The organism is Rhizorhabdus histidinilytica, assembly GCF_900167915.1.
GTDB classification, from domain to species: Bacteria; Pseudomonadota; Alphaproteobacteria; order Sphingomonadales; family Sphingomonadaceae; genus Rhizorhabdus; species Rhizorhabdus histidinilytica.
The window spans coordinates 523,376-537,387 of record NZ_FUYM01000001.1; the positions used below are offsets into that span (position 1 = coordinate 523,376).

13 protein-coding genes are annotated in these 14,012 nt (G+C 68.9%); 6 read left to right on the top strand and 7 right to left on the bottom strand.

Going from position 1 to position 14,012, the window contains the following annotated elements; genetic code table 11:
* The first annotated feature begins 102 nt into the window (after positions 1-102).
* The 4 genes from B5X82_RS02530 (at position 103) to hflX (ending at position 5,894) form a co-directional block, all read left to right on the top strand.
* On the top strand, positions 103-2,433 hold the full coding sequence (locus tag B5X82_RS02530; protein WP_079646445.1) for a sensor histidine kinase: 2,331 nt from the start codon (positions 103-105) through the stop codon (positions 2,431-2,433).
* A 3-nt stretch (positions 2,434-2,436) separates the two neighbouring features.
* On the top strand, positions 2,437-3,828 hold the full coding sequence (gene ntrX / locus B5X82_RS02535; protein ID WP_079646446.1) for a nitrogen assimilation response regulator NtrX: 1,392 nt from the start codon (positions 2,437-2,439) through the stop codon (positions 3,826-3,828).
* Positions 3,829-4,098: 270 nt separating this feature from the next.
* Complete coding sequence (hfq, locus tag B5X82_RS02540; RefSeq protein WP_047166269.1) at positions 4,099-4,581, top strand: RNA chaperone Hfq; 483 nt, start codon at positions 4,099-4,101, stop codon at positions 4,579-4,581.
* Positions 4,578-5,894 carry a GTPase HflX gene (hflX, locus tag B5X82_RS02545; protein ID WP_079646447.1) on the top strand — a complete coding sequence of 439 codons (1,317 nt, stop codon included), beginning with the start codon at positions 4,578-4,580 and terminating at the stop codon, positions 5,892-5,894. Before hfq ends, hflX begins: the two co-directional genes overlap by 4 nt.
* A gap of 19 nt (positions 5,895-5,913) precedes the next feature.
* Here hflX and B5X82_RS02550 read toward each other — a convergent pair whose 3' ends face one another.
* The 5 genes from B5X82_RS02550 to B5X82_RS02570 form a co-directional block, all read right to left on the bottom strand.
* The gene (locus tag B5X82_RS02550) at positions 5,914-6,441 is read right to left on the bottom strand and encodes a hypothetical protein (RefSeq protein ID WP_139385010.1); all 528 of its coding nucleotides are present in this window, start codon (positions 6,439-6,441) and stop codon (positions 5,914-5,916) included.
* Positions 6,442-6,587: 146 nt separating this feature from the next.
* Positions 6,588-7,544 (bottom strand): DUF692 domain-containing protein, encoded by a 957-nt coding sequence (locus tag B5X82_RS02555; protein WP_079646449.1) that lies wholly within the window; start codon positions 7,542-7,544, stop codon positions 6,588-6,590.
* 33 nt (positions 7,545-7,577) lie between these two features.
* On the bottom strand, positions 7,578-7,790 hold the full coding sequence (locus B5X82_RS02560; protein ID WP_079646450.1) for a hypothetical protein: 213 nt from the start codon (positions 7,788-7,790) through the stop codon (positions 7,578-7,580).
* 222 nt (positions 7,791-8,012) lie between these two features.
* Entirely contained in the window at positions 8,013-8,774 is a 762-nt protein-coding gene (mazG, locus tag B5X82_RS02565) for a nucleoside triphosphate pyrophosphohydrolase (RefSeq protein WP_079646703.1), read from the bottom strand.
* A 5-nt stretch (positions 8,775-8,779) separates the two neighbouring features.
* Complete coding sequence (locus B5X82_RS02570) at positions 8,780-9,670, bottom strand: LysR family transcriptional regulator (RefSeq protein ID WP_079646451.1); 891 nt, start codon at positions 9,668-9,670, stop codon at positions 8,780-8,782.
* 88 nt (positions 9,671-9,758) lie between these two features.
* On the opposite strand from B5X82_RS02570, the gene B5X82_RS02575 reads away from it, so the two are divergent.
* Both B5X82_RS02575 and B5X82_RS02580 read left to right on the top strand, forming a co-directional pair.
* The gene (locus B5X82_RS02575; protein WP_079646452.1) at positions 9,759-11,246 is read left to right on the top strand and encodes a hypothetical protein; all 1,488 of its coding nucleotides are present in this window, start codon (positions 9,759-9,761) and stop codon (positions 11,244-11,246) included.
* A 31-nt stretch (positions 11,247-11,277) separates the two neighbouring features.
* Positions 11,278-12,231, top strand: coding sequence for a glycosyltransferase family 2 protein (locus B5X82_RS02580; protein ID WP_079646453.1), 954 nt, complete (start codon positions 11,278-11,280; stop codon positions 12,229-12,231).
* On the opposite strand, the gene B5X82_RS02585 is transcribed toward B5X82_RS02580, so the two are convergent.
* Both B5X82_RS02585 and B5X82_RS02590 read right to left on the bottom strand, forming a co-directional pair.
* Complete coding sequence (locus B5X82_RS02585; protein WP_079646454.1) at positions 12,171-12,971, bottom strand: ABC transporter ATP-binding protein; 801 nt, start codon at positions 12,969-12,971, stop codon at positions 12,171-12,173. The genes B5X82_RS02580 and B5X82_RS02585 overlap by 61 nt on opposite strands.
* On the bottom strand, positions 12,965-13,969 hold the full coding sequence (locus B5X82_RS02590; protein WP_079646455.1) for a FecCD family ABC transporter permease: 1,005 nt from the start codon (positions 13,967-13,969) through the stop codon (positions 12,965-12,967). Before B5X82_RS02590 ends, B5X82_RS02585 begins: the two co-directional genes overlap by 7 nt.
* Positions 13,970-14,012 lie beyond the last annotated feature (43 nt).

The following is a 14,012-nucleotide window of genomic DNA, read 5'->3' on the forward strand; positions in this document are numbered from 1 at the left end:
CTCGGCAGTGACGAGATGAGCTCGAGGCAAGAGCCGCCTGAGATGCCGGCCTCCGCCGGCATGACGAAGTATTGGCGGACATCCATCCGCCAAAGGCCGTGGATGCGACCGCCGGCGCCTGAGGCGAGCCAAACTGTGTTCCCGAAGCCACGCCCTTGTGGTAATCCGGTCACGATGGCTGCATTAGGGCTTGTATCCAGGCGGTGGCGCAGGCGCGCGGTGACGGCGCTGCGGCCACGGCGCCTGATGCCTTTGCTGGAGATATTGGCGCCGCTGGCTGCGCTGCTGGTGGTCGCGGTCAGCTATCGGGTCGTCACGGCCAGCGGAAAGCCGGAGATCCCGATCTCCCCGACCGTCGTGGCGCTGCTGCTCGGTGCCAATCTTTTATCCTTCATGGTACTGATGGTGCTCGCCGCCCGTCGCGTGGCGCTGCACCGCGCGGCGCGATCGGGGCTTGGGGGCAGGGCGCGGCTGCACGTCCGCCTCGTCGCCTTCTTCTCGCTGATCGCGACCGCGCCGACGCTGCTGGTCGTGATCTTCGCATCGCTGCTGTTCCAGCTTGGCACCGAATTCTGGTTCTCGGACAAGGCGACGGTGGTGCTGCGCAGTTCCGAGCGGGTCGCGCAGGCCTATGTGACCGAAAGCAAGGAGCGGCTGCTTGGCGACATCCTCGCCATGTCGGGCGACCTGCGCAGCGCGCTCTCCGCGACGACGATCGACGATCCGCGCTTCGCGCCCTTCTTCGCGCGCCAGGTCGCCTATCGAGGCCTGTCGGAATCGGCGATCATCAGTGTCGATCGCGCCGGCACGCCGCAGCTCATCGCCCTTGCCAACCTCGACAAGCGGCCGCTCGACAAGCGCCTGCCACCCGAGACGCTGCCCTTCCTGGCGGGTGGGCAGCCGCGCATCACCGCCGCGGCCGGCGACCGGATCGAGGGCACCATCCTGCTCGACGCGGCGAGCCGCACCTATCTCTACATATCGCGCCAGTCGGACCGCAACGTGCTGGCCCAGGCCGCCCGCGCGCGATCGGCGCTGGGCGACTATGTCGCGACCGTCGACCGCGCCCGCGCGCTCCAGCTCCGCTTCAACATCCTGCTGATGATCATCGCGCTGGCGATCCTCGGCATCGCGATCTGGGTGGCGATGACGGTCGCCGACCGGCTGGTCCGCCCGGTCAACGACCTGGTCGCCGCCGCGCGCCGGGTGGCGGCCGGCGACCTCAGCGCGCGCGTCCATATCGATCCCAGTCCCGACGAGATCGGCACGCTCGGCAGCGCCTTCAACCGCATGACCCGCAAGCTGGGCGAGCAGACCGGCGCGCTGGTCGCCGCCAACAGCCAGCTCGAAAGCCGCAGCGCCTTCATCGAGGCCGTGCTGTCGGGCGTGACGGCGGGCGTCATCTCGGTCGACGCCGATCGCCGGATCACGCTCGTCAATCCCTCGGCGCGGGCGATGCTCGCCCTCGAGGAGCCGGTCGACGGCCTGCCGCTCGCCGACATCTCGCCCGAACTGCACCATATCCTCGATGCCGGGGATCGCGAGGCGGTGGTCCAGATCGTCATCGCGGGCGAGCCGCGTACCCTGTCCGTCCGGTCGGTCGCGGCGGAGGGCGCGCGGGTGCTGACCTTCGACGACATCACCCAGCGCCTCGCCGACCAGCGCCGCGCCGCCTGGGCCGACGTCGCCCGCCGCATCGCGCATGAGATCAAGAACCCGCTGACCCCGATCCAGCTTGCCGCCGAGCGCCTCCAGCGCCGCTATGGCAAGGAGATATCGTCCGATCCCGGCGTGTTCGAGCGGCTGACCGCCACGATCGTCCGCCAGGTCGGCGACATGCGCCGGATCGTCGACGAATTCTCGTCCTTCGCGCGCATGCCGAAGCCCGCTTTCCGCGAGGAGGCGATCGTCGATATCGCCCGCCAGGCGATGTTCCTGCAGGAGGTCGCCCATCCGTCGATCAGCTTCAGCCTCGACAGCGAAGGGATGACCCCGACGATGGTCTGCGACCGCCGCCAACTCGGCCAGGCGCTGACCAACCTCGTCAAGAACGCGGTCGAGGCTATTGAAGAGAACCCCGCGCAGCATGCCCCCGGCGTGATCGCGATGACGATCCGGGTCGCGGAGCGGCGGCTGCGCATCGTGCTGGCCGACAACGGCCCCGGCCTGCCTCCCGAACGCGAGCGGCTGACCGAGCCCTATATGACGACGCGCAAGCGTGGCACCGGCCTTGGCCTCGCCATCGTCCGCAAGATCGTCGAGGACCATCTCGGCACGCTGGCGCTGCGCGACCGGCCCGGCGGCGGCACCATGGTCGAGATGGATTTCGACCTGGAGGCGCTCGGCAGCCTCGCGGTGGAGGGCGAGGACCGCGCCGGCACCGCGGCCGAAGAAGCTAAATTCCCCGAACTCAAGCGAAGTGGAACTGGTTGAGGCATGGCGCTCGAAATCCTGATTGTCGACGACGAGGCGGATATCCGCGACCTGGTGGCGGGCGTGCTGGAGGATGAGGGCTATGCTGCCCGCACCGCCGCCGACAGCGACTCGGCGCTCGCGGCGATCGACGAGCGGCGGCCGTCGCTCGTGCTGCTCGACGTCTGGCTGCAGGGATCGCGTCTCGACGGGCTCGATCTGCTCGACGAGATCAAGCGCCGCGACCCGAGCCTGCCGGTGCTGATGATCTCCGGTCACGGCAATCTCGACACGGCGGTGACGGCGATCCGGCGCGGCGCGACCGATTTCATCGAGAAGCCGTTCGAGGCCGAGCATCTGCTGCTGCTGGTCGATCGCGCGACCGAAACCGATAGGCTGCGCCGCGAGAATGCGACGCTCAAGGCGCAGATGGGCCAGGAGGAGGAACTCACCGGCAATTCGGGCGCGATCAACGGTATCCGCGCCACGCTGAAACGCGTCGCGGCGACCGGCAGCCGGGTCCTGATCAGCGGCCCGGCCGGTGTCGGCAAGGAGGTGGCCGCGCGCCTCCTCCATGTCTGGAGCCACCGCGCGCAGGCGCCCTTCATCGTGGTCAGCGCGGCGCGGATGGAACCGGAGCGGGTCGAGGAGGAGCTGTTCGGGGTCGAGGAGAATGGCGAGCTGATCCGTCCCGGCCTGCTCGAACAGGCGCATGGCGGCACGCTGTTCCTCGACGAGATCGCCGACATGCCGCTCACCACCCAGGCGAAGATATTGCGGGTTCTGACCGAACAGGCGTTCAACCGGGTCGGCGGGCAGCGCATCGTCAAGGTCGATGTCCGCGTCGTCTCCGCCACCTCGCGCAACCTGGCCGAGGAGATCACCGCCGGGCGCTTCCGCGAGGACCTCTATTACCGGCTCAACGTCGTGCCGGTGAACATCCCGCCGCTGGCCGAGCGGCGCGAGGACATCCCGGCGCTGGTCGAGCATTTCCTGGCGCGCTTCGCCTCCGAACGGCGGGTGCCGACGCCGGTCGTCACCGACGACGCGGTCGGCGCGCTGCAGACCTATGACTGGCCCGGCAACGTCCGCCAGCTCCGCAACATCGTCGAGCGGACGATCATCCTCGCGCCCGGCGAGCGGATCGGCCGGATCGAGCTCGACATGCTTCCGCCCGAGATATTGAGCGACCAGGCCCGGTTGGCGCCGGGCGAGGCGGCCCGTTCGATCATGGGCACGCCGCTCCGCGAGGCGCGCGAGACGTTCGAGCGCGAATATCTGCGCGTCCAGATCCGCCGCTTCTCGGGCAACATCTCAAAGACCGCGTCGTTCATCGGCATGGAACGCTCGGCGCTCCACCGCAAGCTCAAGACGCTGGGGCTGGTCGATCCGCGGGAGGAAGGGGAGGAGGGCTGACCCTCCCGCCCGTCATCCCGGCGAAAGCCGGGATCTCACTGCCTTTCAGTAGGCTCCAGCAAGATGTTGAAGAACAAGGGAGATCCTGATTTTCTTCAGGATGACGATCGGATGCTTGCGGCGAAGCGAGCGGCTTTGCTGCAACTGCGAGATGGACGCGCCGACCAAGCTGCTATATGAAGGAGTCAGCCCCGCATGTGGCGCGGGCTGCACGACGCCATGCAACGGCGCAATCAGCGGGCCATGACCCGCCAAGACCGGAGACCGGCAATGGCCGACAAGGTCAATAATCTTCAGGATATCTTCCTCAACTCGGTCCGTAAGACCAAGACCCCCGTCACGATGTTTCTCGTGAAGGGCGTCAAGCTCCAGGGCATCATCACCTGGTTCGACAATTTCTCGGTCCTGCTTCGCCGCGACGGCCAGTCGCAGCTCATCTATAAGCACGCCATCTCGACGGTGATGCCCGCGCATCCGCTCGACATGGCGGAGATCGACAAGAGCTTCGAGGACAAGAAGTCCCACCTGCTGCAGGAGGTGTTCCTCTCGGCGGTCCGCAAGGCGCGCGAGCCGGTGACGATGTTCCTCGTCAACGGCGTGATGCTCCAGGGCGAGATCGCGGCCTATGACCTGTTCTGCATGCTGCTGCGGCGGGACGGTCTCAGCCAGCTCGTCTACAAGCATGCGATCTCGACGGTGCAGCCGGCCCATCCGATCAACCTGGCCGAGATCGACAGCTCGGACGACGATTGAGCGTCTTCAACCGTGACGAGGACGACGGGCTGAGCCGCGGCGCGCGAGCGCTGGTGGCCCTGCCCGAACGTTCCGGCGACAACCCTCGCAGCGCGGAAGCGCGACTCGACGAGGCGGCAGGGCTTGCCGCCGCGATCGGGGTCGACGTGGTCGACAAGCTCGCCTTCCGCCTGCGCGATCCCAAGCCCGCCACGCTGTTCGGCTCCGGCCAGGTTGACCAGATCGCGCTCGCCGCCCGTCAGGGCGAGGCGGAGCTGATCATTGTCGACGCCGCGCTGACGCCGATCCAGCAGCGCAACCTGGAGAAGGCGACCGAGGCGAAGGTGATCGACCGGACCGGTCTGATCCTGGAGATCTTCGGCGAGCGCGCGGCGACCGCCGAGGGCCGACTGCAGGTCGAGCTCGCCCATCTCGACTATCAGGCGGGCCGTCTCGTGCGGAGCTGGACCCATCTCGAACGGCAGCGCGGCGGCTTCGGCTTCCTCGGCGGCCCGGGCGAGACCCAGATCGAGGCCGACCGCCGCCTGATCCGCGACCGGATGGCGAAGCTGCGCCGCGAACTGGAGCAGGTGCGCCGCACCCGCGGCCTCCACCGCGCCCGGCGGCAGCGCGCGCCCTGGCCGGTGATCGCACTGGTCGGCTATACCAATGCCGGCAAGTCGACCCTGTTCAACCGCATGACCGGGGCGAAGGTGATGGCAGAGGACCTGCTGTTCGCCACGCTCGATCCGACGATGCGGCAGATTTCGCTGCCCGGCCTCGACAAGGCGATCCTGTCCGACACGGTCGGCTTCGTCTCCGACCTGCCGACCCAGCTCGTCGCCGCCTTCCGCGCGACGCTGGAAGAGGTGACCGGCGCCGACATCATCCTCCACGTCCGCGACATCTCGCACCCCGACAGCGATGCCCAGGCGGGCGACGTGCTGGCGGTGCTCGGCGAGATCGGCGTCGGCCCCAGGGCCCCGGAAGGCGAGGCGGGGGAGGGAGCGCCGATCCTCGAGGTCTGGAACAAGATCGACATGCTCGATCCCGAGGCGCGCGCCGCGACCGAAGCGGAAGCCGCTCGCCGCGACGACGTCGCGCCTCTGTCCGCGTTGACCGGCGAGGGCGTCGAGGAACTGCGCCGGCTGGTGTCCGATCGGCTGTCGACAGGCAATCGAGTCCGCACCCTGTCCGTGCCGATCGCCGACGGCGCGGCGCTGGCCTGGCTCCATGCCAATGGCGAGGTGATCGGACAGGAGGTCGAAGGCGATACGATGATCGTCGAAGTGCGGCTGTCGGACAAGGACCTGGCACGGTTCGAGGCGCGCTGACAGGCGCGGACCGCCCCGTTCAGCATCCGTCCACGCCCGCGACGGTTTCCAGCGCCCCACAGGCGACGAGCGACCGTGCCGCCGGCCAATAGTCCTTTGCAGGGACGGGCCGCTCGGCGGCGTGCCAGAGGGCGATCTCCACAGGGCTGGCGTCGCGCACGAGACCGGCGATGCCCGGGGCCACGAGCAGTCGGTGCGAACCCTCGCATATGGCGGGCCAGCGTCGCGTTTTGGCGAGAGCTTCGAGGAGCTGTTCGACAGGCGCGTGCAACTCGACGAGATCGGCATGAGGCGACCGCTGGACCATGCTGTCGATCGACGCGGGACGGATAAGTCGGCGCATGGTCGATGCGCCTCTTGCACGGATCACGGCGCGTTCGAAGCGGCACAGGCTCGATGCGTGGCTCGGCCGGTCCAGTCGCCTGGAGACGAAGGTGAGAAAGGCTTCAGCTTCCGTTTCAAAGAAGGAACTGGTCCCGCCGCCGCGTGCGACCCATTCGGCGACGATCTCCTCGCGATCATCTTCGGTCAATATGGCGAGGGTCAAGGGAGCGGCGCGACGGACGCGGCCCATGCACCAGCTGTGGCGAACCCGCCGCGTCAGGGCGAGGCCGGAAACCGAGAGACCCGGGGGCACGGGCCGATCTTCCCCACCATGCCGGACAGCATCGGCCAGGGCGCGTTGATAGTCGCTCAGGCGAGGCATGGATCGGCCTTCGCCACGGCCTTGTGCCGGGTCCAGATGGCGCGGAGCCGGCCCAATTCCTCGACGATCGCCGCGGGACCGAGCCGCCGTGCATGGTCGGCCATGATCTCGAAAACGACGCCGCCGACATGCGGGCAGCGGGGAAGCACGTCATCCAGCAGCGCCCAGACCGGTTGCGGGGTCCGGCCATCATGCGAATCGAGGCGGAAGCCATCCGACCAGCGGCCGCCGGCGATGTGGATTTCACCGACGCGATCCAGACGGAGGGCATCGATCAGCCCGGCGGCATCGTCGCCGTTATTGACCGCGTTGCAATGGAGATTGTGCAGGTCGAGGAGAAAGCCGCAATCGCCGGTTTCCGCGATGCGGTTGAGGAAATGCGCCTCATCCCGGATTCCGTCGGAACGGGGAAGGCGGCCGAGATAATGGGCGCCGTTCTCGAGCAGAAAGGGAACGCCGAAGGCGGCGTTCAGCCGGCGAGTCCGGTTCGCGACCGTCGCAGCGGCCGCCTGGGTGAACGGCAAGGGCAGGGGAACGCCGATATCGCGTTCACCGCATCCATCGTCCATGTCGATCGTCTGGAAGTGCAGATGCTCGCTGTGCCACGCGAAAGGCCATTCCTGCTGGAAGGTCTCCAGCATCGCGACATAATGGTCGTTCCAGCGGCCCGCCGATCCGATCGACAATTCGACGCCATGGACGACGATGGGGAGGCCGCCGCAGACATCCCGTGCGGTTTCGAGCAGGCCCATATCGAGCACCATGCCGGGCGCTCCATAGCGGGGGCGGCATAATATATCCGGCGTGATTTCGACGAAGTCGATCAATCCGGATGTGTAGAGCGCCGCATCGAGATCCGGGAGATAGGGCAGGCCCACTCCCAGGGGAGCGGGCCTGCGCCAGATGTCCCGGTCCGCGACCCGGTTCGCATCGCAGGCCGTCATGTCGATTGTCCCGGAGTCTGAAACGGCCAGGGCCTAGAAGCCCCGCGTTCCCTGGGAGATCACGATGTCCTTGAACTCCGCGATCGGATCGTCGTGGAAGTGCAGATCGATATAGGCGAGGCGACCGCAACCTTCGCAGCCGGCAAGACCCGCGACCTTCGCCACGAGTTCGTTAAGTTGTTTGATCGATTGGCGCTGCATGCCAAGTACCGCCGAGAACTGCTTCGTGGTGTTAAAGCGTCCCATGACCATCTCCTATGAAAAACCGGATCATGCCGGTGTCAGCTATCAAGATGAGGGGCGGGTGCCGCACGATATCATCTGACCATCGCTTGACATTGATGGTCCCCTTTTCAGGATAGCTGAAGGAAGTGATAAGCCTGTTGGCGATATGGGACGCGTGACGATCATCACGACGCCATAAATGGTAAAGAAATTCGTGAGTTCAGGCGGGGCGCATGAAGGTAACTACCGCCCGGCGGGGTGGGATCGGCCCGCCTCTCCGGCCTTGGCTCGCACCCAGAGCTCTTCCTTTTCATCGAGCGTCAGGCCGGCGAAGCGGTCGCCCGCCATGTCCTCCATGGCGCGGAAGCGTTTCTCGAACTTGGCGTTGGCCGCGCGCAGGGCGGCTTCGGGATCGATTCCGCATTTGCGCGCCCAGTTGACCAGGGCGAACAACAGGTCGCCCATCTCCTCGAAGCGGTGCTCCGCCGAGGTCGCCCGGTCGACCTCGTCGATTTCCTCGACGACCTTCTCGCGCGCGCCGCTCTGGTCCGGCCAGTCGAAGCCGGTCCGCGCGGCGCGCTTCTGGAGTTTCTCGGCGCGGAGCAGCGCGGGCAGGGCGGACGCCACCCCGGCCAGCGCGCTGCCGTCCTCCGACGCGCCCGCGCGCTCGGCGGCCTTGATCTCCTCCCAGCCGGGGCTCGCGCCATCGCCGAACACGTGCGGATGGCGCCGGATCATCTTCGCGCTGATCGAAGCGAGCACGTCCTTCAGGTCGAACGCGCCGGCCTCTTCGGCCATGCGGGCGTGGAAGACGACCTGGAGCTGGAGGTCGCCGAGCTCGTCGCGCAACGCCGCCATGTCGTCGCGCTCGATCGCGTCGGCGACCTCATAGGCCTCCTCGATCGTATAGGGGGCGATGGTGCGGAAATCCTGCTCGACGTCCCAGGGGCAGCCGGTTTCCGGGTCGCGCAGCCGCGCCATGATGTCGCGAAGTTCCTCAAGCATCGCCGTCATTTATCCCAGGGCGGCACCGGCGAGAAGAGCGTCCGGAAATGGTCGACGAAGGCGTCGGCATTGGGCGCCCCGGCGGTGCCGCGCGGCTGCACCGCGTAGATGGCGACGTCGGTCGCGCCGCTGATCTCCGGCAGGATCCGGACCAGCGATCCGTCGCGCAGCGCCGGACCGACGTCCCAGGTCGACCGCAGGGCGATGCCGAGCCCTGCGATGGTCAGCTCGCGCGCGACCTCGCTCGAATTGGTGCGCACCGCGCTTACCCCATCGAGCGCCACCGGGCCGCCGGGGCCTTCGAGGCGCCAGGGGAACTGGTGATCGGCGGCGAGCAGCCGGTGCCGGCCGAGGTCGGCGAGGCTTGCGGGCGTGCCCTGGGCGGCGAGATAGCCGGGGGCGGCGCAGAGGATGCGGCGATTCTCGGCGAGGGGGTGCGCGACCAGCGACCCTTCCGGCTGGGTGGCGATGCGGATCGCGACGTCGATCCGTTCGCCGAGGAGGTCGACGAAGCCATCGTCGAGATCGAGCGACAGCTCGATCCGGGGATAGCGATCGAGGAAGGCGCGGAGATAGGGCGCGACGTGCATCCGCCCGAACGAGGTCGGCGCCGAGACCCGCAACCGCCCGCCCGGCTGCCCGACCCGCCCGGCCACCCGCGCCTCGGCGGTGCGGACGGCATCGAGGATGTGGCTCGCATCCTCGTAGAAGCCCTGGCCGACATCGGTGAGCAGCAGCCGCCGCGTGGTGCGGTGGACCAGCGTCGCCCCCAGCCGCGCCTCCAGCCGGGCGAGGCGCTTCGACACCATCGCCGGCGATATGCGCAGCCGCCGGCCCGCGGCGGACAGGCTGCCGGCCTCGACGATGGTGACGAACAGATTGTAATCTTCGTGCATCCTGCCCCTCTGCTGCCCCAACATCGGTTGCAATGCCATCGCTAATCCCGGATGACGGGGCGGGGGTTGGCAGCAGCAGGGATCGGCGGTGCTTCAGCGATGGCTGTTCCATCTGGGCTGCGTGCTGGCGCTGGCCTGGCCCGCCTTCGTCAATGGGCAGCCCTTCTATTTCCCCGACAGCACCGCCTATGTCCGCGCCGCCGACAGCGCCGCCTACATCTTCTCGGGCGAGCGCATCCGCACCGAATGGACCGAGCATTATCGCCGCTCGCTCGACCCCGAGGGCAAGGCGCGCGATTCCGACCGCCATGTCGGCGCCCGCGGCAACGACCTTGCCACCGAGAGTATCATGGCCGGCCGATCGCCTTATTTCGGGGCGCTGCTGTGGCTCAGCTACCTGCTCAGCCGCTTCTGGCTGTTCGTCGTCGCGCAGGCGGCGATCGCCTATTGGCTGATCCGGATCACGCTCCGCCTGTTCGATCTCGCCCGGCCGGCGATCGTCGCCGGCACCGTGCTGCTGCTGTCGGCGGTCACCGCCTTGCCCTATTTCACCGGCCTGCTGATGCCCGACCTGCTCGCCGCGATCGGCATCCTCGCCTTCCTGCTGCTCGCGATCGACCGGGGGCGGTTGGCGCGGGGCGAGCGGATCGGGCTGCTCGCGCTGCTGCTGCTGTCGGTGATCGCCCACCTCACCCATATCCTGATCGTCGCGGCAATGGCGGCGGTGCTGGCGATCTGGGCGCTGGCGCGGCGCTGGCCGCGCGCGCGGACCGCCGCGCCGATCGTGCCGACGCTGCTGATCCTCGCCGCCGGGGTCGGATCGGTGCTGGTCACCTCGGCCGTGGTCGAGCAGGTGTTCGGCCGCAAGCCGCTGCTCGTCCCGCTGCTCACCGCGCGCTTCATGGCGGACGGGCCCGGCCTCGACTATCTGCGCCGCCATTGCCCGGAGGCGGGCTTCGCCGCCTGCGCCTGGGCCGATCGCGACCGGGTGGCGGCGGCGGACCTGCTCTGGTCGCACGATCGGGCGAAGGGCGGCTATATGTTCGCCGACGCCGCGACCCGCCGGGCGCTGTCGGCCGAGGACAAGGCGTTCGCCCTGGCGGTGCTCGTCGAGCATCCGCTGGCGCAGGGGGCGGCGATCGCCCGCAACGGCTGGTGGCAGGCGATCGCGGTGGAGGCCGACCTGCTCAACTATTCCTGCGCCGCCGGCCCGCATTGCTGGCCGGCGCTGCCGCCGCGCGAGCGGGCGGCGTTGCGGGCCAGCCTCGGCGGCCAGGGGCTATGGCCGCAGCCGGCGATCGCGCGGCTGCAGCAGGGCGCGATCGTTGTCGCGATCCTGCTGCTGCTGGCCTGGCTGGCGGTCGATGCGCGGCGCGGCGGCGAGCGGCGCGACGACCTGCGCCTCTGGCTGCTGCTGATCGTCGTCGCGCTGGCGGCCAATGCCCTGCTCGGCGGCGGCATATCTGAACCGCAGGCGCGCTATCAGGCGCGGATCGCCTGGCTGCTGCCGCTGGTCGCCATCATAGCGGGACTGCTCTGGCGCGGCGGCGGGGAAGGGCAAGCGACGGACGGATGACAAGCCTCGCGGCCCCGGCTATCAGGCCGTCATGACGCTCGATATCGCCGTGATCCTGCCCTGCTACAACGAGGAAGCGGCGATCGGCACGACGGTCGCGGCCTTCCGCCACGCATTGCCCGACGCGCGCATCTATGTGTTCGACAACAACAGCCGCGACCGCACGGTCGAGGTCGCGCGCGCCGCGGGCGCGATCGTCCGGACCGAGCGGATGCAGGGCAAGGGCCATGTCGTGCGACGGATGTTCTCCGACGTCGAGGCCGACATCTATGTGATGGCCGACGGCGACGCGACCTATGACGCGGCCGCCGCGCCGGAGATGATCCGGATGATGCTCGACGAGCGGCTCGACATGGTGGTCGGCGCACGCAAGTCGGAGGTCGAGGCCGCCTATCGGCGCGGCCACCGCTTCGGCAACCGCATGCTGACCGGTCTGCTGGCGCGACTGTTCGGACGGACTTTTTCCGATATCTTATCGGGTTACCGGGTTTTTTCGCGACGATTTGTCAAGAGTTTCCCGGTGCTCTCGGCGGGCTTCGAGATCGAGACCGAGATCAGCATCCACGCGCTGGAGCTGCAGATGCCGGTGGGAGAGCTCGTCACCCAATATGGCGCGCGGCCCGAGGGATCGGCGTCGAAGCTGTCGACCTATCGCGACGGCTGGCGCATCCTCTGGACGATCGCGACGCTGTTCCGGATCGAGAAGCCGATGCTGTTCTTCGGGGTGATCGCGGCGGCACTGGCGCTGTTCGCCGTTCTCCTCGCCATCCCGCTCGGCATCACCTATCTCCAGACCGGGCTGGTGCCGCGCCTGCCGACCGCCTTGCTCGCCACCGGGCTGATGATCCTCGCCTTCCTCAACCTGTTCTGCGGGCTGATCCTCGCCACCGTCGTGCGCGGCCGGCGCGAGGTGCGGCGGCTCGCCTATCTCAGCTTCGCCGCACCGGGCGGGGATGATCGCTCGATCGGCAGCACCACCGCCTGACCCTCGATCGTGCCGGTCCAGGCGCGAATATTATAGCAATCGCTCAAATATTCGGGGATCAACACCGCGCCGGGGTCGCCATCGGCGATGAGCCGTCCCTGGTGGAGCAGCAGCAGCCGATCGCAGAAGCGCGCCGCCATCGCCAGGTCGTGGAGGATGAGCAGGACGAGCGTCCCGGCCTCGGCCTCGGCGCGCATCAGATCCATCAGTTCGAGCTGGTGGCCGGGGTCGAGCGCGGCGAGCGGCTCGTCGACCACCAGCACCGGCGCCTCGGCCGCGAGCGCGCGGGCGATCAGCACGCGGGCGCGCTCGCCGCCCGACAGTTCGGTGACGACCCGGTCGCGCAGGCCGCCGATGTCGGCGCGCGCCATCGCCCGCTCGACCGCGTCGCGGTCCGCGCGCGCCATCGCCGAGAAGGGGGCGAGGTGGGGCAGGCGGCCGAGCGCGACCAGCCGCTCGGCGGTCAACGGCCAATGCACGGTCTGCCCCTGCGGCAAATAGGCGATGCGGCGGCCGAGATCGGCGGGAGAAAAGGCGCGGACGTTGGTCCCGTCGATCGCGACGCGCCCGGAGGACGAGCGGAGCAGCCCGGTCACGGCGCGCGCGAGCGTCGACTTGCCGGCGCCGTTGGGGCCGATGACGCCCACCAGGCTGCCCGAACGCATCTCGGCGTCGATCCCGTGCAGGATCGCGCGGCCGCCGAGATCGATCCGCAGCGCCTCGATCGACAAGGTCACCATAGCCGCCGCTCGCGCACCAGATGATAGAGGAAGACGGGCACGCCGAGCAGCGAGGTCAGCACCCCGAGCCGCAGCTCGCTGTCGGCGGTCGGGATCAGCCGCACCGCGATGTCGGCCGCGCTGAGCAGCGCCGCGCCGCCGAGCGCCGAGGGCAACAGCAGCGCCGAGGGCGAGCGATCGGTGAGCGGGCGGAGCAGATGCGGAACGATCAGCCCGACGAAGCCGATCGCGCCCGACACCGCGACCGCGCCGCCGACTCCGATCGCGACCCCGGCGAGCAGCCGCCAGCGCAGCGCGCGCAGGTCGACGCCGAGCGTCCGGGCGGCATCCTCGCCCAGCGTCAGCGCGTCGAGCGCGCGGGCGTTCCACAGCAGCAGCGTGGCGCCGATCGCGATGCAGGGCAGCGCCAGCCAGAAATGCTCGAACGAGCGATCCTCGAGCGATCCCATCAGCCAGCTCATGATCTCCATCGCTGCGAAGGGGTTGGGCGCGAGGTTGAGCGCGAGGCTGATCCCCGCGCCGCCGAGCGTACCGACCGCGATCCCGGCGAGGATCAGCGAGAGCGGGCTTTCGGCGCGCCGGGCGAGCAGCAGCAGCGGCGCGAGACCGAGCAGCGCGCCGGCGACCGCGAGCAGCGGCAGCGCCAGCGGATGCGCCTGGGCGAGCCCGAAATAAAGCGCGATCACCGCGCCGAGCGCCGCGACGTTGGAGGTGCCGAGCACCGAGGGCTCGGCGAGCGGATTGCGCAGATAGCCTTGCAGGACCGCGCCGCCGAGACCGAGCATCCCGCCGACCAGCAGGCCGAGCAGTGCGCGCGGCAGCCGCAGTTCGAGGAGCACGGCGCGCAGCACCGGATCGCCGCCGCCCGCCAGGATCGCCGCGATCTCGCCCGACCCGAAGCGGGTCGGCCCGGTCAGCAGCGAGGCGAGCGCGAGCAGCAGCGCGGCGGCGGCCAACGCGGCGATCAGGATCAGACGCTTGGGGAGGGGGCTGCTCATCGGGGCGGGTTGACCCTAGCGGGCCCTTCTCCGAATGAGAAGC